A 21,133-nucleotide genomic window follows, 5' to 3' on the forward strand; every position below is an offset into this window, starting at 1 on the left:
TCGATGACGAACCCTCTCCTAGCGTTCCCTGAACATTATGGCACTCATCACTACTGCAGTACAGCAAAGCCCCGCCGCACCTCCGGGTTCGTTCCGTTGAACGAACCGAAGCCACAGCGGGGCTTGTACTTTATCTAAAAAACTTCTTTATCTAAAGAGCTTAAATCACGATGTTCACGAGCTTAGGCGCACGCACAATCACCTTGCGGATCTCGGCATCACCAATCGAACGCTGAACAGCGGCATCCGCCAGAGCCAGCTCCTGAAGCTCCTGCTCGGAAATATCCTTCGCAACCTCCAGGCGAGCCTTGACCTTGCCCTTAATCTGCACGATAGCGGTGACGGTATCATCCACCAGCAGAGCCGGGTCAACCTCGGGGAAGCCCGCGGTCAGAACCGGGGTGTCGTAGCCGAGAGCGTGCCACATGTCCTCAGCGGTGTACGGTGCGTACAGCGACAGCAGAATAGCGACAGTCTCAGCAGCCTTACGAACAGCCGGGTCAGCCGCACCAGCACCGGAGTCAATAGCCTTACGGGTAGCGTTCACAAGCTCCATGGTCTTAGCAACAACCACGTTGAACTTGCCGTTATCCAGCAGGCCCTGAACCTCGTGCACGGTGCGAGCAATCAGCTTCTGCAGCTCCAGGTCACCGGTGGTTGCGTCAACGCCGGGTTCGCTGGTGACGTCCTGAGCCACACGCCATGCGCGAGCCAGGAACTTCTGCGAACCGGACGGGGAAACATCCGCCCAGTCCACGTCGTCCTCGGGCGGGGACGCGAAAATCATAGTGGTGCGGATAGCGTCCACACCGAACTTGTCGAGCTGCTCGCCCAGGTTTACGCCGTTACCCAGCGACTTGGACATTGCCTTGCCGCCGTTGAGCACCTGACCCTGGTTCATGAGCGCCTTGAACGGCTCATCGTGCTTAATCAGGCCGAGGTCGCGAACAACCTTGGTGAAGAAGCGTGCGTACAGCAGGTGCAGAATAGCGTGCTCCACACCGCCCACGTACATGTCGACGGCACCCCACTCGCTCATAGCCTGCGGGTCGAAAGGAGCCTTGTCGTAGTTCGGGGAAACGTAACGCAGGAAGTACCAGGAGGAATCCACGAAGGTGTCCATGGTGTCCGAGTCGCGACGAGCCTGCTTGCCACACTCGGGGCAAGGCACGATAGCCCAGTCATCGGCAGCGGCAAGAGGCGACTGGCCCTTAGGAGCCAGCTGCTCACCGCGCAGGTTATCGGGCAGCAGAACCGGCAGCTGATCCTCGGGGACCAGAACCTCGCCACAATCCTCACAGTGAATCACCGGAATCGGGGTACCCCAGAAGCGCTGACGGGACAGCAGCCAGTCACGCAGGCGGTAAATGACCTTGCCCTCACCGGTGCCGGCAGCCTCAACCAGCTCAATAGCCTTAGCAATTGCCTCAGCCTTCGGCAGGCCGGTCAGCTCACCCGAGTTGACGAGCACACCGTCGCCAGCTGCGGCAACACCGCTGGTTGCCGGGTCCTCAGCACCCTCAACGTCCAGAACCTTCACGATGGGCAGGTCGAACTTCAGAGCAAACTCGAGGTCGCGCTGGTCGTGCGCGGGCACAGCCATAATCGCGCCGGTACCGTAGTCAGCCAGCACGTAGTCAGAAGCCCACACGGGCAGCTTCGCGCCGGTCAGCGGGTTGATTGCGTAGCGGCCGGTGAACACGCCGGTCTTCTCGCGGTCGGAGGACTGGCGGTCAATGTCGCTCAGTGCCTTAATGTCTTCGCGGTACTGCTCCAGGGCAGCCTTCTGCTCGGGTGCCACAATCTGCTCGGCGAATGCCGCATCCGCAGCAACCACGATGAAGGTTGCACCGTACAGGGTGTCCGGGCGGGTGGTGAACACGGTGAAGGACTCAGCAGCCTGATCCTCGGTCGCCTCAATCTCGAAGCGCACCTCAGCGCCCTCGGAGCGGCCAATCCAGTTGCGCTGCATGAGCAGCACGCGGTCGGGCCACTTGCCCTCCAGCTGCTCCATGTCGTCCAGCAGCTGCTGCGCGTAGTCGGTGATCTTGAAGTACCACTGGTTCAGCGACTTCTTAGTCACGGTGGTACCGCAACGCTCACACGCACCGTTCACAACCTGCTCGTTCGCGAGCACGGTCTGGTCCTTGGGGCACCAGTTGACCATGGAGTCCTTACGGTACGCCAGGCCCTTCTTGTAGAACTGCTCGAACAGCCACTGAGTCCACTTGTAGTACTCGGGGTCCGAGGTGTGCAGGCGGCGGCTCCAGTCAGCGGCAATAGCGTAACGCTTGAACGACTCAGCCTGAGTGTCAATGTTCTTGTACGTCCACTCCTTGGGGTGAGTGTCGTTCTTAATGGCTGCGTTCTCAGCGGGCAGACCGAAGGAGTCCCAGCCAATCGGGTGCAGAACATCGTAGCCGCACTGCTTGAAGTAGCGGGCGTTCATGTCACCAATAGCGAATGCCTCCGCGTGACCCATGTGAAGGTCACCGGAGGGGTACGGGAACATATCCAGCACATACTTGCGGCCCTTGGGGGCGTCACCGGTGGGCTGGAAAACCTTCGTTTCGTCCCAGTAGGGGCGCCACTTGGCTTCCATAGCGCGGAAGTCGTACGCATTTTCGTTGCGTTCGGTCTCTACCTGAGCAGACACAGCGATTCCTTAAATAAAGACAGGTTGATAAAAACTTAACCCTCCAAGTGTAACGCGAAACCCGCACCGCGCCAGAGTTGAGGCCGCCTCGACTACCAAATGGACGGCACCACCCGCCCGACCACCCGGCCAACCACCGATGCAGCAGGCAGGTTTCAGAGCCCTTTCAGGCTTCTCCCCTAGAATTAAGAACGGGACTTTGCCGTCCCAGTACCCAACCCGCGAAAGGTACCCATGACCTCCACCGTTACCCCGGACTCCCCCAACACCTCAGTTCTTGAGGGCGTGCCCGGCCCGCTCATTCCCGGCACCCGCCACGACGTCCTCATTGGTGACAGCGCGCAGGCGGTCATGACCCGCTACTGGCAGTACGGCAAAGGCATGAACGGCGGCACCTTCCCCGAAGGCTCCTACCCCGTGCTGCTCGTGCACGGCTTCCGCGGCGACCACCACGGCCTGGAAATCATCGCGAACTACCTGCTGAAGCTCATTCCGAACGTCAGCATCATCAGCCCCGACCTGCCCGGCTTTGGCCGCTCCGCAGACCTGCCCGAAAATGCTCAGGGCGAAGACAACATCAACGCGTACGTGGCGTGGCTGAACGACTTCGTGGAACACACTAACCCCGCCCGCGAGAATGCACAGCCCCTACCGCTGCACCTGGTCGGCCACTCCTTCGGCTCCATCGTCACCAGCGCCTTCGCCGCCGCACACCCGAACTCACTCGCACTGCTCTCGCTCATCAACCCGATTAGCGAACCCGCCCTCGAAGGTAGCCAGCGCGTCGCCTCCCGCCTCGCCTCCCTCTACTACCGCGCCGGCGCGGCACTCCCCGAAAAAATCGGCTACCCGCTCCTGCGCTCGCAGCTGATTACCCGCGCCTCCAGCGAAGTCATGATGCGCACCAAAGACAAGGCAATGCGCCGCTTCATCAACGGCCAGCACGCCGCCTACTTCGGCTCCTTCGGCTCCCGCCGCGGAGTGCTCAGCGCCTACGAAGCGTCCATTACGCACACCGCCGCCGAATACGCCGCCGCCATCCGGGTGCCCGTGCAGATGCTCGTTGCCGAAGACGACGACCTGGGCACCCCCGAAACAGCTCGCGCCATGTACGCGACGCTGACCTCCCGCGACCTACCCGCTACTTCGACCGGCGCCCGCGAGCGCCTGGACATGATCCCCGAAGTCGGGCACCTCATCCACTACGAAACCCCTCGCCGCGCCGCGGAACTCATCGCCGATTTCGCCGCCGACCACTCAGGGAACGAGAAGTAAGGAACCAACATGAAACTCATGGTTGACGCCCGATACACCCGTATCGGCTTCCACGACGGCATCAGCCGCTACACCGCATCCCTGCTGGGCGCACTCAAAACCCTCATCGACACCGGTGACGAAGCCGCCGCCGACCTCGACCTGACCATGATCATCAGCGATGAGCGTCAGCTGGAGATGCTGCCGGATTTGCCGCACGTGAAGATCTGCTCGCCCACCGGCCCGCTCGAACCGACCGCAGCCCTGCAGCTGAATAAGTACGCGCCGGACGTGGTGTTCTCCCCCATGCAGACTATCGGCTCCACCGGACGCAAATTCAAGCTGATTCTCACCCTGCACGACCTGATCTACTACTCGCACCCGACCCCGCCCGGGTTCCTGCCCGCACCGGTGCGCGTGGGCTGGCGACTCTTCCACAAGACCTACACCCCGCAGCGTTTTCTGCTCAACCACGGCGACGCGGTCGTGACGGTTTCCGAGTCGACCGCCTCGCTGATTCGTGAGCATGAGCTGACCACCAAGCCGCTGTTCGTGGTGCCCAACGCCCCGCAGCCCGGTAGCGTCGTCTCCCGCCAGACCGCGCTGGAACGCGCCACCACCCGCGAAGAGCAGCCCGTCAAGCACCTGGTGTACATGGGTTCGTTCATGCCGTACAAGAACGTAGAAACCCTGCTGCTGGCGATGCGTTCCCTGCCTGATTACCGCCTGCATCTGCTGTCGAAGATGCCGCCGCAGCGCCTGGTGCAGCTCACCGACGAGCGCCTCATCGGTGAGAACGTGGAGGTGCACAACGGCGTGAGCGACGAGGAGTACCAGCAGCTGCTCCGCCAGGCGCACGCCCTGGTGACTGCTTCCCGCGAGGAGGGTTACGGCCTGCCCGTGGTTGAGGCTCAGGCTGCCGGTTGCCCCGCGGTGATTAGTGACATCCCGATTTTCCGTGAGATTGCGCCGCACGCCGTGTTCGCGCCGGTTGACGGTGCCCCGGAGGCACACGCCGCCGACTGGGTCAAGGCTATCCGCTCCCTGGAGGACACCGCCGTTCGCGAGCGCGTGATTATTGACGGCCTGTCGGATGTGCGCCGCTACTCCTGGCGCGACTCGGCACTCAAACTGCTGGAGGTCGTGCGCGGGCTCTAGGGCCTGCTTTAGGCAAAGAAATGCCGCCGCACTCCCCCGAAACTAGGGAGGGTGCGGCGACATTCTCATATTTAGTTTGTGGTTGCCGGTAGGGGTATGCGGCTTGCAGTAAGGGCGTGCAAGGGTGGCTTGCCGCAAAGGTCTACAGCGGCTTCGCTACACACTTCCTCCGCGCCGACGCAGGGAACCCGCCCTCGCAGAGCTCGGGCACCCTGAGGGCGCATCCGGAAGGTGCAGCCTCACCGCATCACACCGGAGCAGAAATCCTTAGACCGTAGCAAAGCTACCAGTACGAGCCGCTTCCTTCGCGGCCAGCTCATCCGCATGACCGTACGCGTAGAAAATCTTCGCGTCATCCAGCTCAGCAAAACGAGCCAGGTAGCGGCACACCGCGCCACGCTGAGCCTTCGTCATCGAGGACAGCAGAACAGGGTCCGGGTGAGTAATGCCGTTGTCGCGGCTCGGTGCCGAATTGCCGAACTCGGGCTCGTAATTAGAGGTGATATTGGTGAAACTCATCGGTGAGTACCTTTCCTTAGGGCGTTTCTTAGTGGAGCGCCGCAACAATGCAGACGCTACCGGAGGCAACACCGCGAAAAGAACCTACGGAGATCATCGGAAGTCTCTTCGCAGTAGTGGTTGTGATACCTCTAAACTACCCAAGAGCTAATCAATGTTCAAGAACCATCAGGGAACGCCCCCATAGTGGACACGTTCCCGGTTGTCAGGAAGAAATCCGGGGCATCATAGCGGCATGCGACCGCCGAGTTCACCACCGAGCTAAAACCCACCCGAAAGCCAGAGTGAAAGCCAGTGTGAAAGCCAGCCCGAAAAGCAGAAATGCTGCCGCACTCACACAGAGTGCAGCAGCATTTCTAAAAACTAACGATGCAGGCTACGCCATAGTTGCGTAGAGACCGCGCTCGGCATCCTTACGAGCTAGCTCATAAGCGTGACCGTACGCGTAGAAAATCTTTGCGTCATCCAGCTCAGCGAAGCGCGCCAAGTAGCGGTAAACAGCTCCTCGTTCTGCGCTGGTCATGTCGGAAAGCAACACGGGGTCCGGGTGCATGACGCCGTAATTGTGTACAGAAGCAGACCCGCCGCATGCAGGTTCGTATGCGGGGGTGATCATAGTCTGAGTCACCAGTATTCATCTTTCGTTGGTGCGCACGGTTGTGAAGCGTGCGCGAAGTTGAGTGATAGATACTGCCAACACCACCTCGACAAGCGCCGAAATAGTATCCGCAGTGCTGAATATATTACCGCGGATACGGAGACTACGCTAATTAGGGGCGCCTAGCACTATCACCAACCACTAAATGCACAAAGGTGCATAAAATGGCGGATGTGCACCCACACCGAACGGGATAATCTACGCCCCGTTCGCCTGTGCCGCACTAGTCTGGGCTGCATAAGTTTGCGACGTGCCCTTCTCCCCTGCGCTCGCCAAGGCTTCATCTTCGTCACCATCAAGACCCAAAAGAGCCGTCACCATCGGCAAAGGATTGAACTCACTCAGCTGACCCGTGCGGTCTACCTTGCGCATCATGAACGCACGCTGCAAACGCCGCTGAGTCCACGGCGAAAGCACCATCATCAGCAGCGCCTCCACCACAAAAATGCCGACCAGAATCCATAGCAGCAGATCCGAAGAACCCGCCTGCTCACGCAGCTGCTGAGCATCCGCCACCAGACGGTCGAATCCCTCCGAATGCAGGCGCGACGTATCAAGCCCCGTCAACGCGGACAGGCTCACCGGCGACGCCACATTCAGCAGCACCGACAGCATCAGCAGAAGCACCGCATACAGCCCGTAATGCATGGTGCGCATCAGCTTCTTCACGCGCGCAAAACCGTGATTCAGTTCCGTGCCAATATCGGTGAAAGCCGCCGCCTTCTGCGCCTGCTCACCCTCCGGCATCATATGCGGCACCAGACGGTGCGCAAGCATCAACGGCACCGGCGAACACGCATCAAAATACTGCATGTGACTATTCACCGACGGGCCCGGCAGGGTCACAAAGCTGACGTCCACATCAGCGGGCTGAGTAATATTCGACCTGCCAATACTGTCACCACGAGCGGAAATCTCGCACCGGTCAGCCACATCAAGATCCTGCAGCATCGGCGCGTAGGCGCGCACATACAGGTGGCAGGCGCTACGCACCGACATCATGAGCACCAGAATCAGCGCGCCCCAAAACGCCACGGAGGCGGGCGTTAGCTCAGGGACCGCGCCCTCAACACGCAGCTGAGCCAGCAACATCATGAACACCGCGTACAACATGAAAACACCGTGCACGAAAAGCAGCGGAATCAGCCACTTCACGTAGGCGCGCGTGCCGTACGGGTTGACCAGGCGCGCGTCTTCTGGGGTGTTTACCGAGGTAGTTGCGGAGGCGCTTTCCCGGGCGCTCTTGCGGCCAATACGCGCCCTACCTTTGAAGGCACCCGGCACGCTCGCAACCAGAGGCACCACGCTCAACGCCAGGGGCACCAGCATCGTATAGTGCAGCAGCGAACGGTACGGACCAAACAGCAGGGATGCCTCCACCAGCCACGAGAACGCCGCGACCGCGCTCACCCACAGAAGCATGGCGCGGTTACGGTAGCCGCCCGCAGCGTCCAGGTGCCCCGGAGTGTCGTTACGGTCACTAGCGATAATGCTAATCGGGACCACGCCACTACCCAGACCGTAGAAGAAACGAATCGGCTTCTTACCCGCCGCCGCACGACGACGCAGAAGCTCATAGCTCAAATATCCGCCCTGCGAATGGGCAATAATGCCCACCGCATCGCTACGGGAACTCAAATCGTCCAGCTGACGATCCAGACGCGCATAAATACGCTCCAAATCGCGCGACTCCGGGCTGGTTGCCGTTTGAATCAGCTGCGTCGGAATAGCCTTCATCAGCGCCCACAGCTCACGGGCCCGACGAGCCAAAACCCAGCCCACAATACCCAGGCCGAGCGTCGCCGCCAGACCCGTAAACGCACCCTGCGGAGTACCCAGAGACGCCACAAAAGCATCACGGAAAGTCATCACAGCCATAGCCGCCAGCACCAGCCACAGCGCCACGTTCACAAACCGCGCCGTAGAACGCAGCAGGTGCCCGGCACGCTCACGCCAGGTCGCGCCGGGGCGCTCATAGTAAAAGTAGAACATCAAAAACAGCGGCAAAACCGACGCCAACCAGGGCAAATGCTCCTTACAACGGACGGTAATGTCTGGGCCGCCAGAAGCCCTCCTGAAAAAGGAGGCTGCGGCGAGTGACCGTGCGAACCGGGCGCGGCTTCGGCTGAGGCAGGTGCGGAAACTCAAGGTTCGGTAGCTCGATATTCGGGAAATCGATGTTCGGGAGCTCTACCTTGGGAAGCTCAATTTTCGGCAGATCAATCTTAGGGAGCTCCACTTTAGGCAGTTCTACCTTGGGCAACTCAACCTTCGGAAGTTCAACTTTCGGCAGACTGATTCTTGTAGATTCTTTGGGCTCGGAGGCTTCGGAGTGTTCTTCCTGCGCGGAGTCCTCTTCAACCTGCGGGCTTTCCTCAACCGGGTCAGCAGGGTACTCCGTGCGCTCAACCGTCAACGAATACGTCAGCTCGCTGTGGTGGCTCAGCGGGTTCACCTCAGCGGCAGGCGGGAAGGTATCACCGTCAGGAATCACCTCAACACGAACCCGCGCAGAAGCCTCCGCGGCGGGGTTCTCTCCGGAGGCGGCGATAGAATCCGTGTTCAGCGCCAGCAGAGTCTGCACACTATGCGCCACCGGCTTGCCAAAATACGCGAGCGTCTCGCCGTGATTCTGGTAGCCGATACCGTGAACCAGTAGCACCGCCGCATCATGGTGCTGGCCCTTGCGGTGCAGGGCACTCTTCGGATGCACAGAAGCATACTCAGCCAGCTGCCGCTGCTCACCGTCGGGCAGCGCACTACCCTTCAGCAGATGAGGCACCTTCGACATGCCTCTCACCTCCTCGCCTCTGCGCACAGCGCGCCCGCAAACCCGCGTGCCAACGCCCAACCCGGGGCAAAAACCGCCCCTCACTAGAACACTACAGCACGACTAGAAAATCACAGCACGTCCAGGCCGTCACAGCGAATCTGAACCGGCCGCTCCCCCACGTTCTTCTTCAACGCCGCAATCGTTGCACGCGTAGCACGCAACTCACGGGTCACCTGCTGAGCAATGCCGTACGAGAAAAACATCAGGGTACGCCAATCGCCCTGAACCGGCGCCTCCTCAGAATCCTCTTCAAGAGACTCCGACCAGGCAAAATACCCCTGATCCAGAGGAACCGGGCCCACAATACGCAACTGCTCACGCACCCGCTCCGGCAACGCAGAAGAACCCAAGAACTCCTCCATGAAGGCGCGAACATCCGCCTCCGCACCGGTCACCGCAGCCGTACGAACCGCCGGAGGCAGACCCGTCTGCGCGCGCTCCTCCAGCTCCTGACGAGCAAACCACGCCGGATCCCAACGCACCAGCGCCTGCTCCACCGGCGACGGCGAAGCAGTCGTCACCACCGTACCCTCAAGAGCCGCCGGACGAACCAACGCCGCCGCATTCAACCAGCGACGCAACGCCGCCTCCGGAGCACGCAACGAATCAAAACGAAGCATCTTATCGGCATCCAGAAGAAGCGCCGCCGCATAGCCGCCAAAAGCCACCGGCTCAGCACCCGGAGTCGCCACCACCAACGCAGGCTCAGGACCAACCGACGCCCGCACATGATCACCCGCCGAAGAAATCACCGGAACATTCGGGAACGCACGACCCAGCTCCTCAGCAGTACGAGTCGCACCCGCCGCCGAATAACGCCAATGCGTAAAACCACACTCAGAACAACGCCACTGCTGCGCCAAATGACCGCACCACGAACACGACGGAACCGACGAACCCGAAGCCACCGACAAAGGCCCACTACACTCGCCACAACGCGCCGGCATGCGGCAACGCTCGCACGAAAACGACGGAATATAACCGCTACGCGCCACCTGCACCAACACAGGACCACGCGCCAACGCCCGACGAGCATGCTCAAACGCCAGGTGCGGAATACGCGCCATCGCCGCCAACGGGTCACGCGCCAGCTCAAACTCCGAACCCGTCGAAAAAATACGCGGCGAATAATCACGCACCAACGCACGCGGCGCACGCACATGAGACGCCCAGCGGGTACGCACCAGACGCGCCGCCTCACTACTCATGCTGAACCCGGCAAACAGCGCCGCAGTACCCTCAGCAGAAGCACGCAGAAGCAACACATCACGGGCATGACAATACGGGGCGCGCTGCTCCACCAGCGAAGAATCGCCGTCATCCCAGCACACCACCAGGCCCAGGTTCGCCACCGGCGCGTAGGCCGCCGCGCGGGTACCGATCACCACCGGAACCTGCCCCAAACGCGCCTTCACAAAACCGTGATAGCGAGTATGCGGAGTCGAATCAGAACTCAAACGCACAAACGAGTCAGCCGGCAGACGCTCGGCGAGCGCCGCCTCCAGAAGATCCAGGTTCTTAGCGGTCGGAACCACCGCAATAGCGCCGCGACCACTGGCAGCAGCAGCCGCGAGTGCGGTCGCCAAAACATCCGCCCACGTGTGCTCCAGGTGGCCGGGAAGAACCGTCATCACGGCGCGGGTCGCGGCACCGGCGGCAACATCCTCAATGAACTCCGCACCGTTCTCGTAATCGGAGAAGACGGAGGCGGCATCCGGCGCGTCCGAGTTCAGCGCCGGCGGGTCCAGCACGAAGGGTGCGGGCGCGCCGGGGGTGGCAAGCCAAGCGTACGGGTCGGCAGTGCTGGAGGTAGCGGTACTGGAGGCGGTGGAGGCGGCAACAGGCTCAGATTCCGCGTGCTCCGGATCCGCGCTCTCGGGGAGGCTTTCCTGCGGCGTCTCCCCCGCGCCTACGCTCGCCAGGGCGCTCTCGGAAGTATCGGAAGTACTTACCGGAGCAGAATCACCCAAATACGCCGACTCATAACCCGGCAGAAGGGGCGCGTACTTCTTATCCAGCGCGGCAATGCGCGGCGGCACCGCCAGGCGCAGCACGTTCGCCACCGTGGAGGCGTAACGGTCAGCAAGGGCCTCGGCAAGCGCAAAAATTTCGGGCGCAACAGAGGGCACACGCGACAGTACCGACTTGAGCGGTAGCAGCGAGGTGCGCGTCCAATCAGTCGTGGCGGAGCGCTCCTCAATGTAGCCGGTCATCTCGTGCCCATTGAACAGCACGCGCACGCGGGCGCCGGGCACCGCATCCTCACTCAGCTCGGCGGGCACACGGTAATCAAACGTGCGGTCCACCTGCGGCAGGGTGCTGTCCACGCGCACACGCGCCACGGGGTTCGGCACGCCGCTCGCCTCCAACTCGGCGGCAACGTTTACCGGCTCCGGGGTAGCCGGAATCAGGGCATCACGAAGAGCAGGAAATCCCTGCAACAGGTCAAGCTGTTGCAGGGATTCCTGCTGAGCACCCAACGGTGCCGAAGAGTTCGATTCAGAACTGCTCTGAGTCACCCGAATCAGCGTGCTCCTCTACCCTGACAGATATTAGGAGGAGGACACTGCCGAACGCAGTGCATCCACGCGGTTCAGGCGCTCCCAGGTGAATTCCGGCTCGGTACGACCGAAGTGGCCGTGAGCTGCGGTCTTCTTGTAAATCGGGCGGCGCAGATCCAGTTCGTTAATGATTGCCAGCGGGCGCAGGTCGAAGACCTCACGCACAGCCTTCTCAATCTTGATCGGGTCGACCTTCTCGGTGCCGAAGGTTTCAACGTACAGACCGACCGGCGCTGCCTGGCCGATAGCGTACGCAACCTGAACCTCGGCGCGGTCAGCAAGACCGGCACCCACAATGTTCTTCGCAACCCAACGCATTGCGTACGCTGCGGAACGGTCCACCTTCGACGGGTCCTTACCGGAGAACGCGCCACCACCGTGACGAGCCGAACCGCCGTAGGTGTCCACAATGATCTTGCGGCCGGTCAGGCCCGCGTCACCCACGGGGCCACCCTGAACGAAGCGGCCAGCGGGGTTCACAATGAACTTAGCGTTGGAGGAATCCAGCTCGACGCTGCCCAGAACCGGTGCGATAACGTGCTTCTCAATGTCCGCGCGCAGGTCAGCCAGGTCGTAGCTTGCGGTGTGCTGGCTCGAAACAACGACGGTGTCCACGGAGACGGGCACGTTGTTCGAATCGTAGCCGAGGGTCACCTGAGTCTTGCCGTCGGGGCGCAGCTCGGTCAGCAGGCCGTCCTTACGGACCTTGGTCAGACGCTCAGAGAGGCGGTGCGCCAGCCAAATCGGGGCGGGCATCAGCACGTTCGTCTCGTTCGAAGCGTAACCGAACATGATGCCCTGGTCGCCCGCACCCTGGCGGTCGTACTCGTCAGCAGCAATGCCCTGACGAACCTCGAGGGACTCGTACACGCCGGCGTTAATGTCCGGGGACTGCTCGCCAATGGAGACGGACACGCCGCAGAACTCGCCGTCGAAGCCGCGGGTCGAGGAATCGTAGCCGATACCCAGAATGGTCTCGCGCACGATGGAGGGGATTTCGACGTAGCTGGAGGTGGTCACCTCACCGGCAACATGCACCTGACCGGTGGTTACCATGGTCTCCACAGCAACGTTCGCTGCGGGATCCTGGGCGATGATGCCGTCAAGGATGGCGTCAGAAATCTGGTCACAAATCTTATCGGGGTGGCCTTCAGTCACCGACTCGCTGGTGAATAGGCGCAGATGGTTATTACTCACGGTTTCTACTCTACTGGTTGAGGGCGCGCGAAGATAGCGCGCTCGTAATGATGACGGTTTCCTTCAATTATGACACGTTTGTTAAGCGCTATTACGAGGCGGGTGCTGCGTTCACACCCCGGGCGGGCCTTCACTCAGCGCCAGCAGGCACTTAGGCCAGCACCAGCCAGAGGATTAGGTCAGCGCCGCCAGAATCTTCTGGGCCAACGCCGGACCAATACCCGGCACCGCCGTCAGCTCCTCGGCGCTCGCCTGCTTAATCTGAGCCACCGACCCGAAATGCTTAATCAACGCGGAACGCTTCACCTCGCCCAGACCGGGCACCTCATCCAGGGCGGAGGCAACCATCGCCTTACCACGCTTGGAACGGTGGAAGGTGATAGCGAAACGGTGCGCCTCATCGCGGATGCGCTGCACCAGGTACAGCGCCTGCGAGGTGCGCGGCAGCACGACCGGGTAGTCGTCGTCCGGCAGCCACAGTTCCTCCAGGCGCTTAGCGATGCCAGCGACGTACACGTCCGTGATGCCCAGGTCGCTCAGCGCGGCGGATGCGGCAGCCACCTGAGGCGGGCCGCCGTCCACGAGCACCAGGTTCGGCGGGTAGGCGAACTTCGCCGGTTCGGGCATGGAGGCGTCAATCTCACCGGAGTGCACGGGCGCAGCTTCGCGTTCAGCCTGCTGCGCCAGGTGCCTCTTGAAGCGGCGCGTAATGACGTCGTACATGCTGGCGGTATCGTCACGCGCGGCGTCGCCGGTAATGCTGTAGGTGCGGTAGGCGTTCTTCGCGGGCATGCCGTCCTCAAAGACGACCATGGACGCAACCACGTTCGTGCCCTGCACATGCGAAATGTCGTAGCACTCGATGCGCAGCAGCGGGTCGGGCAGTTCCAGCGCCTCCTGCAACTCCACGAGGGATGCGCTGCGAGTGGTCAAATCACCGGCGCGACGGCTCTTGTGCAGAGTCAGCGACTGGCGCGCATTCTCAGCGACCGTCTTCATGAGCTCTGCCTTGTCGCCGCGCTGCGGGACGCTAATCTCCACGGGACCGCCACGCACCTCCGCCAGCCAGGACGCCAGCTGCTCCTTATTCTCGGGCTCCACCGGCACGAGCACGGAACGCGGAATATCGTAGCTGTTCAGGCTCTTCTCAGCGTCCTTCTGGGAGGCGAGGCTCGCCGCAATATCGCTGTACACCTGTGCGATGAGCTGCTCGATGAGCTGCGCATCGGTGCTGTCGTTGACCTTCTCCACGATCCAGCCGCGCTGGCCGCGGATCCTGCCGCCACGCACGAAGAACACCTGAACGGATGCCTCCAGGTCGTCCTCAGCGTAGGCGAACAGGTCGGCATCCACGGTCGCGCCGAGCACCACAGCGTTACGCTCAAACGCCTTAGTCAGTGCGGCAATATCGTCGCGAAGAATCGCGGCGCGCTCAAAGTCCATATCAGCTGCGGCGGCTTTCATTTCCGCGGTCAACTGGGCGATATGCTTCTCAGCGCCGCCACCCATAAACCGGGTCAGCCCGCGCGCCAGCTCGCGGTGCTCCTCGGGGCTAATCTTGCCCACGCACGGCGCCGCACACTTATCGATATAACCGAGCAGGCACGGGCGGCCGCTATTCTTCGCGCGGTTAAACACGCCGTTCGTGCAGGTACGCACCGGGAACACGCGCAACAGCGCATCCAGGGTTTCACGAATCGCCCACGCCTGCGAATACGGGCCAAAATAGCGCACGCCCTTACGGCGCTCACCGCGGGTCACCATGGCGCGCGGATACACATCATTGACGGTAATCGCCAGGTACGGGTACGACTTATCGTCGCGGAACGCAATGTTGAACCGCGGTGAAAACTCCTTAATCCAGGTGTATTCGAGCTGCAGCGATTCCATCTCGCTCGCCACCACGGTCCACTCCACACTCGCCGCCGTATGCACCATCGCGTAGGTCTTCGGGCTCAGCGTCTGCGGGGACGCAAAATAGCTGTTGAGGCGGTTGCGCAGGTTCTTCGCCTTGCCCACGTAGATGACGCGGCCGTCGGCATCGCGGAAACGGTAAACGCCCGGGTCAGTGGGGATTTCGCCGGGGGCGGGGCGGTAGCTGGAAGGCTCTGCCATGGGTACTTTCTCCTCGCTCTACTGGGCTTTCTACTGGGGCGCCGGGGTCGGTGTGGGCCGCTGCTGGGCTACCGGGGTCATCCCAGGCTCGCGCATACGACAAACCGCGCATCCTACACCCATCTCCCCCAAAGCGCGGGGGTCGGTGCGTGAATGCGCGGTTTAAGTCTACGCGGTATAGGCGGCGAGTGCCCTAGCCTGCGTCACGTGCGGCTGAGGGCGAAACGTTGTACTCGTGCTTTCGTGCCTGACCGGACAGCTGAGCAATCTCATTCATGATTGTGTCGGTGGTGACGCGGCGCTGCTTGCCGGTCATCTTCTCGCCGGTCTTCTCAAAGTAGAGCGGCTTGCCCACACGAATCGTGAAGCGGCGCGGGTAAATCATGTTTGAGCCGGGCTTCTGCAGACGGTCGGTACCAATCAGACCGACCGGAACCACGGGCGCGCCAGTCATGTGCGCCAGCCACGCCACACCAATCTTGCCGCGGTACAGGTAGCCGTCGCGGGAGCGGGTGCCCTCGGGGTAAATGCCGAAGACCTTACCCTCCTGCAGCTTCTCCAGGGCAATGTCGAGTGCCTTGAGCGATTCGGAACGGTCGGAGCGGTTCACGGGAATGATATCCACGGCTTCGAAGAATGCCTTCATCATCTTGCCGCGCGGGCCGGGGGTGTTCACGTACTCAGCCTTGGCGAGGAACGCCACGCGGCGCGGCATCATGGCAGAAATAATGATGGAGTCCAAGAAGGACAGGTGGTTGGAGGCGACAATCACCGGGCCGGTAGCGGGGAAGTTTTCGAGTCCGGTCACGCGGGCACGGAAGACGGTGCGCAGGATTCCGGTGACTGCTTTCTGGGTGGATTTGTAGAGAAGCACGTGAACTCTCCTGAGGTGCCGATAGATTGCGGGCTGTGGCGGCGGTCCGCCGTGGATGCGGGGTGAGTGGCCCCTTCTGAATATACGCCGCCAAAGAGCACAAAATCTGTACTGCGGTAACCTGTGCCGCAAAAAATTTGTACTGTGTTTAGTAGCGTCGGGTTTTATTATTCCACACCCGAGTGTAGGCACGTGAGGGGTGCCGCGCTCCCCTTCCACATGCTGGGATGCGCCTCCCGCCCAGGTTCCTGTGAGAGCCCCAATTGAGGGAGTCTGCGCGGCTTCCAGCCCGGCGCATCCTCCCCCGTTACAGGCGGGGAAGTGGCACGGAAGCTAAGGGTTCAACCTCAACGTAATATTTCAGGTTTTCCGCCTGATTATTACTGATTTCCCCACCAAATAGCCGTGTCACATTATGACGCTACGTCAGCAAAGTTTCGTAAATGCGCATTTAATATGCAAAAATGAGAGCAGGGTGGGCTGTCGCACCTCCCTCAAGGACGATTCACCCTGAACATAGTGAGCCGCCCCTCCAGCGGATGTGCGTCGGGACCACTCCACCTACAAATTCCACGCACACTGGAGACATACACTATGGCTACAAAACCCGTCTCGCGTGCGCAGGCAGCAAAGATTGCCCGCCGCTCAGACACGGTCGGTGCCTATGCCGGAAAAGGCTGGGTACAGGCTGTTGCGTTTGTGATGCTCCTGGGCTTCACCATCATGGCAGTCCTTGCAATGCGCACCTACGCACTCTCCATGCCGCTCCCCGACAAAATCGTCGGCAACGACGGCAAAACTATCGCAACCCAAGAACAGATCCTGCACGGTCAGGAACTGTTCCAGGGACGCGGCCTGCAGCAGTACGGATCCGTTCTGGGTCACGGTGCCTACCTCGGCCCCGACTACACTGCAGAATACCTGCGCCTGACCACCGATGCTGCCGTCAAGGAGTACCGTGAACAGGGCAAGCAGGACCCCCGCGAACTCGTAAAGAACGAGTGGCGCAAGGAGAACAAGTACGACGAGCAGACTAAGACCATCACCTGGTCCGCTGGTGAGACCAAGGGCTACCAGCTCATGCTCAAGCACTACCGCGAAACCCTGATGAAGGGTGACACCTCGCAGGGCCTGTTCCCCAACGCCATTAAGAACGACGAAGAACTGCACGACATCGTCGCATTCTTCGGCTGGACCGCATGGGCATCGGCGGCAGACCGCCCCGACCAGCCCTACTCCTACACCAACAACTGGCCTTCCGAACCCAACGTGGACAACAAGCCCACCGCGGATCTGATGGTCTGGTCGGCACTCTCCCTGATTGCCCTCATCGGTGGTACCGGTCTGATGTTCGCTATCTACGGCCGCTGGTCCCGCGCTATCGGCTGGCACGCGGAAGAGGCACCCGTCCTCGACTTCCGTCAGCCCGACGAAGTTCGCCTGACCCCCTCGCAGAAGGCAGCCTGCCTGCTCTTCGCAACGATCCTGGTGCTGTTCCTGCTGCAGGCTCTGGTGGGTGCGCTCACCGAGCACTACCGTGAAGAACTCACCGGATTCTTCGGTATCGACATGGGCCAGTTGCTGCCCTACACGGTATCCCGAACCTGGCACCTTCAGCTCTCCCTCTTCTGGACCGCAGGCGCGTTCCTGGCGGGCGGTATCTTCATCGCCCCGCTGATTACCCGCCGCGAACCCAAGAAGCAGGGTCTGCTCACCTACGTTCTCATCGGCGCCGTGGTCTTCGTGGTTCTCGGCTCGCTGCTGAACGAATGGTTCTCCCAGAAGGGCCTCATCCCCAAGGAATTCACCGGCTTCTTCTCGCAGCAGTGGGAGTTCCTGGACCTGCCGCGATTCTTCCAGATCCTGCTCACCGCGGGTATGTTCATCTGGATTGTCATCGTCTGGCGTACCCTCTCCGCTCGCCTGAAGGGCTCGAAGAAGACCTCCCTGCCGTGGCTGTTCCTCTTCTCCGGCCTCGCCATCCCCATGTTCTACGCGGTCGGCCTGCTCGCAGGTCAGCGTACTCACGTGACCGTCGCCGAATTCTGGCGATTCTGGGTGGTTCACCTCTGGGTGGAGGACTTCCTCGAACTGTTCACCACCGTCATGGTGGCGTACATCTTCGTGCTGCTCGGCGTGGTCCGCGAGCGCATCGCGATCTCCATCATCATGATGGACGCCGTGCTCTACTCCGCCGGTGGTGTGATCGGTACTCTGCACCACACCTACTTCGTCGGTACCCCCTCCGAGCAGATGGCATTCGGTGCGTTCTTCTCGGCTGCTGAGGTTATCCCGCTGACCTTCCTGACCGTTGAGGCGTGGGGCTTCATGCAGCTGGGTGCTCGCCAGTACTCCAACCGCACCAAGCCTTTCCCGCACCGTTGGGCTGTTATGTTCCTGATTGCTGTGGGCTTCTGGAACTTCCTCGGCGCAGGTGTGTTCGGCTTCCTGATTAACCTGCCGATCGTGTCCTACTTCGAGATTGGTACCGCGCTGACCGCAAACCACGCACACGCATCCATGATGGGTGTGTACGGTATGCTCGCAATCGCGTTCGCGGTGTTTGGTCTGCGCTACCTGATCCCTGAGGACAAGTGGCCTGAGAAGGGTCTGAAGTTCTCCTTCTGGACCCTGAACATTGGTCTGCTGTGGATGTCCTTCATCTCGCTGCTGCCGCTGGGTATTGCTCAGCTGTACAAGTCCGTGGGTGAAGGGTACTACGAGGCTCGTTCCTTCGCGTTCATTCACGACGGTGCTTCCGCTGTGATGGGTTGGATGCGTATGCCCGGTGACGTGATCTTCCTGGTCGGCATTATCCCGCTGATTAAGCTGGCGCTGCTGGGTATCAAGGAGATCTTCTCCAAGAACGCTAAGGAAACCGTCCTGGAGCTGCCCGAACCGCCGCTGTACGAGGTGGTTGAGGACGCTCGCATCGCAGAGTTCGCCGGCGCTAAGGCTGCCGAGGAGCTGCCCGAGCAGACCAGCCCCTACCGTAGCGATCGTCGAGGCTAACCATGCCTGAGCAGATTGCTGGAGTTTCTTTCCTCGTGTGGCTGGCCTGCGTGTACGCGCTCGGCCTGGTCGCCGTGGGTTGGGGCTTCGATATTCTCGCCAAGCGCACCAGCCAGCGCATGGTGGCGGCGCGAACCTTCGGGTTCACCTACCACGAAGAGAGCGACGCGTGGCTCTGCCCCGAAGACCAGTGGCTGTGGGCGACCGCATTCGACTCGGACAACCGAGTGATGCGTTACCGCGCCAAGCCCAGCGTGTGCAACACCTGCCCGATTAAGGACAGCTGCACCGTCTCGGCGAACGGCCGCGAGCTCACCCGCGAAGTGGATGAATGGCCCTACTCCGAGTCGGGTCGTTTCCACCGCGGGCTCGCGGTTGCCGTGTCGCTGCTGGGTGTGGTCATCCTGATTGGTGCCGCCATCGTCTGGCACTCCCCGCTGGAGCTTCTGGTGGAGGGTGCCGCCGCGGTGGTCTGCCTGTCGCTGACCTACCCGCTGGCTGTGAAGCTCATGCGTTCCCCCGCGAACTTCGAGAACGATCCGAAGCATATTCACGCATCCACCGCTGATGAATCGGTGAACGTGAAGATGGACCGTTTCGCGGCGAAGTGGGGTGGCGTGTCGAATGAGCGTAAGCGCCGTACCGAGCAGACCCGCAAGCAGATGATTGCGGAGGCAACCCTGCCGGTTCGTACCTCTGCCCTCGACCCGGACCGCCCCGCATGGAGCGGCACCGGCACCTCGGTTAAGCGACTGCACAAGACCACGAACGAGGTCCTGCAGGAGCAGAACCTGGCTGAGGTTGAGGCTGCTGAAAAGCTGGCAGAGCAGATGGCGAAGAAGTAGCGCTGCACAAGTTTTTCCGTTCCGGCGGCTGACCGGTCGATTGGTTCCGTCTGTTAGCTTCGGCGGCCACCCTGCATGGAATTCTCTTTTATTCCTCTTTTGAGTTTTCCATGCGGGGTGCCGCTAAAGCACCGACCGCCGCGATGTACGCCGGGACGGAAAATTCCCCTCCCTAAACTCCCCCACACGCAGCCCGGTTACCGGGCACCCCCTACTACCTGCACCGTACGAGGCGCGGGCAGGTGGGCACACATACCGTCCTCCCCCAATATTTGTGAAGGAAAACCATGGATCCCGTCACTTTGGCAACTATCCTCATCCCAGTTGCCGTCATTGTTCTTTTTATTCTGATTCGTATGTTCCGCGTCATCCCCGAATACGAGCGTGGCATCTCTTTCCGCTTCGGTCACCTGCGTTCGGAGCTGAAGCCCGGCCTGAACGTCGTCTTCCCCCTCGTCGACTCCCTGCAGCGCGTTGATATGCGTGTTATCACCCTGACCATTCCCCCGCAGGAAGTCATCACCAAGGACAACGTTCCCGCCCGCGTGAACGCCGTGGTCCTCTTCCGCGTGACCAACGCCAAGAACGCGGTGCTTGAGGTTGAGAACTACCCGATTGCCACCAGCCAGATCGCGCAGACCACCCTGCGTTCCCTGCTCGGCCGCGTTGACCTGGACACCCTGCTCGCACACCGCGAGGACCTGAACGAGGACCTGCGTTCCATCATCGGTTCGCGCACCGAGCCGTGGGGTATTCAGGTGGAGCTCGTTGAAATCAAGGACGTTGAGATTCCCGAGGCTATGCAGCGCGCCATGGCTCGCGAGGCTGAGGCTGAGCGTGAGCGCCGCGCAAAGATCATTTCGGCACGCGGTGAGCTGGAGGCCTCCAGCGAGCTGAAGGAAGCATCCGACATTCTGAGCCAGTCCCCCGCTTCCCTGCAGCTGCGTTACCTGCAGACCCTGCTGGAGCTGGGTGCCGACCAGAACTCGACCGTGGTCTTCCCGCTGCCCATGGACGTCATTGGTCCGCTCGTGGGTGCGCTCAAGGGTGAAAGCAAGTAGGCGCTTCTCCCCTTCCCTGATGGACTAGCCTGAAGTACTAACCGCCGCGGCTGATCCGCAGCGGTTAGATATATAGAAATATCCCGTGCAGATACTCTCATCTGCACGGGATATTTCTATGCCGAACATTCTTCGCGAAAGCTAGAAGGAAGGCGTTTGGCCCGCCGCGGGGGTTGGATGAGGTGGTTGCGACGGGCCAAACTGGTCGGTTACACGCCGTAGAGGTGCGGGCGCGGCAGGTACATCAGCCAGTTGGGTGAGGGCCGGAATCCTACCGCAAACGGTTTTCACCGACGCCTTAAGCATAACCGGCACAACCCCCGAACCGGCGGTAGCTTGAGTGAAGCATCAATCACCCATCTCACGCCATGCCGGCGCGGTATTCAGCCC

Annotated in this window: 14 protein-coding genes; 5 read left to right on the plus strand and 9 right to left on the minus strand. The window is 61.2% G+C overall.

Translation table 11 applies throughout. The features are described 5' to 3' along the window. Positions 1-160 precede the first annotated feature (160 nt). Positions 161-2,656: a leucine--tRNA ligase gene (gene leuS / locus O3649_RS03725; RefSeq protein ID WP_371572831.1), complete on the minus strand. Its 2,496-nt coding sequence runs from the start codon at positions 2,654-2,656 to the stop codon at positions 161-163. A gap of 234 nt (positions 2,657-2,890) precedes the next feature. Here leuS and O3649_RS03730 point away from each other — a divergent pair, with 234 nt between their 5' ends. Both O3649_RS03730 and O3649_RS03735 read left to right on the plus strand, forming a co-directional pair. Next, complete coding sequence (locus O3649_RS03730; protein ID WP_371572833.1) at positions 2,891-3,931, plus strand: alpha/beta fold hydrolase; 1,041 nt, start codon at positions 2,891-2,893, stop codon at positions 3,929-3,931. A gap of 9 nt (positions 3,932-3,940) precedes the next feature. Next, positions 3,941-5,068, plus strand: a complete 1,128-nt coding sequence (locus tag O3649_RS03735) for a glycosyltransferase family 1 protein (RefSeq protein ID WP_049337671.1) — start codon at positions 3,941-3,943, stop codon at positions 5,066-5,068. 267 nt (positions 5,069-5,335) lie between these two features. On the opposite strand, the gene O3649_RS03740 is transcribed toward O3649_RS03735, so the two are convergent. The 8 genes from O3649_RS03740 to O3649_RS03775 all read right to left on the minus strand — a co-directional run bounded on the left by O3649_RS03740 (position 5,336) and on the right by O3649_RS03775 (position 15,825). Beyond that, on the minus strand, positions 5,336-5,587 hold the full coding sequence (locus tag O3649_RS03740) for a hypothetical protein (RefSeq protein ID WP_049327136.1): 252 nt from the start codon (positions 5,585-5,587) through the stop codon (positions 5,336-5,338). Positions 5,588-5,963: 376 nt separating this feature from the next. Further along, positions 5,964-6,215 (minus strand): hypothetical protein, encoded by a 252-nt coding sequence (locus O3649_RS03745; protein ID WP_044143859.1) that lies wholly within the window; start codon positions 6,213-6,215, stop codon positions 5,964-5,966. 228 nt (positions 6,216-6,443) lie between these two features. After that, the gene (locus tag O3649_RS03750) at positions 6,444-8,273 is read right to left on the minus strand and encodes an aconitase (protein ID WP_371572836.1); all 1,830 of its coding nucleotides are present in this window, start codon (positions 8,271-8,273) and stop codon (positions 6,444-6,446) included. A 7-nt stretch (positions 8,274-8,280) separates the two neighbouring features. Next, positions 8,281-9,036, minus strand: a complete 756-nt coding sequence (locus O3649_RS03755; protein ID WP_371572838.1) for a hypothetical protein — start codon at positions 9,034-9,036, stop codon at positions 8,281-8,283. Positions 9,037-9,146: 110 nt separating this feature from the next. Beyond that, positions 9,147-11,597, minus strand: coding sequence for a primosomal protein N' (locus O3649_RS03760; RefSeq protein ID WP_371572840.1), 2,451 nt, complete (start codon positions 11,595-11,597; stop codon positions 9,147-9,149). Positions 11,598-11,630: 33 nt separating this feature from the next. Then, positions 11,631-12,836, minus strand: a complete 1,206-nt coding sequence (metK, locus tag O3649_RS03765) for a methionine adenosyltransferase (RefSeq protein WP_005506182.1) — start codon at positions 12,834-12,836, stop codon at positions 11,631-11,633. 174 nt (positions 12,837-13,010) lie between these two features. Further along, positions 13,011-14,951, minus strand: coding sequence for an excinuclease ABC subunit UvrC (gene uvrC, locus O3649_RS03770; RefSeq protein ID WP_294633371.1), 1,941 nt, complete (start codon positions 14,949-14,951; stop codon positions 13,011-13,013). Between the two features lie 193 nt (positions 14,952-15,144). Beyond that, complete coding sequence (locus tag O3649_RS03775; protein WP_049359481.1) at positions 15,145-15,825, minus strand: 1-acyl-sn-glycerol-3-phosphate acyltransferase; 681 nt, start codon at positions 15,823-15,825, stop codon at positions 15,145-15,147. 594 nt (positions 15,826-16,419) lie between these two features. Between O3649_RS03775 and O3649_RS03780 the strand changes: the two genes are divergently transcribed. From O3649_RS03780 to O3649_RS03790, 3 genes are all read left to right on the plus strand, one after another. Beyond that, the gene (locus tag O3649_RS03780) at positions 16,420-18,837 is read left to right on the plus strand and encodes a nitric-oxide reductase large subunit (RefSeq protein ID WP_005509139.1); all 2,418 of its coding nucleotides are present in this window, start codon (positions 16,420-16,422) and stop codon (positions 18,835-18,837) included. 2 nt (positions 18,838-18,839) lie between these two features. Continuing rightward, entirely contained in the window at positions 18,840-19,682 is an 843-nt protein-coding gene (locus tag O3649_RS03785; protein WP_070629640.1) for a transposase, read from the plus strand. A gap of 287 nt (positions 19,683-19,969) precedes the next feature. Next, a complete protein-coding gene (locus O3649_RS03790) occupies positions 19,970-20,743 on the plus strand; it encodes a slipin family protein (protein ID WP_005506196.1) in 774 nt (257 codons plus the stop codon). The last annotated feature ends 390 nt before the right edge of the window (positions 20,744-21,133 follow it).

The organism is Rothia sp. 27098_8_29 (genome assembly GCF_041432785.1).
Lineage (GTDB): Bacteria > Actinomycetota > Actinomycetes > Actinomycetales > Micrococcaceae > Rothia > Rothia mucilaginosa.

Coding starts and splice junctions, on each gene's coding strand:
- O3649_RS03730 (WP_371572833.1), top strand. CDS start 2,891: ATGACCTCCACCGTTACCCCGGACTCCCCCAACACCTCAGTTCTTGAG.
- O3649_RS03735 (WP_049337671.1), top strand. CDS start 3,941: ATGAAACTCATGGTTGACGCCCGATACACCCGTATCGGCTTCCACGAC.
- O3649_RS03740 (WP_049327136.1), bottom strand. CDS start 5,587: ATGAGTTTCACCAATATCACCTCTAATTACGAGCCCGAGTTCGGCAAT.
- O3649_RS03755 (WP_371572838.1), bottom strand. CDS start 9,036: ATGTCGAAGGTGCCTCATCTGCTGAAGGGTAGTGCGCTGCCCGACGGT.
- uvrC (WP_294633371.1), bottom strand. CDS start 14,951: ATGGCAGAGCCTTCCAGCTACCGCCCCGCCCCCGGCGAAATCCCCACT.
- O3649_RS03780 (WP_005509139.1), top strand. CDS start 16,420: ATGGCTACAAAACCCGTCTCGCGTGCGCAGGCAGCAAAGATTGCCCGC.
- O3649_RS03785 (WP_070629640.1), top strand. CDS start 18,840: ATGCCTGAGCAGATTGCTGGAGTTTCTTTCCTCGTGTGGCTGGCCTGC.
- O3649_RS03790 (WP_005506196.1), top strand. CDS start 19,970: ATGGATCCCGTCACTTTGGCAACTATCCTCATCCCAGTTGCCGTCATT.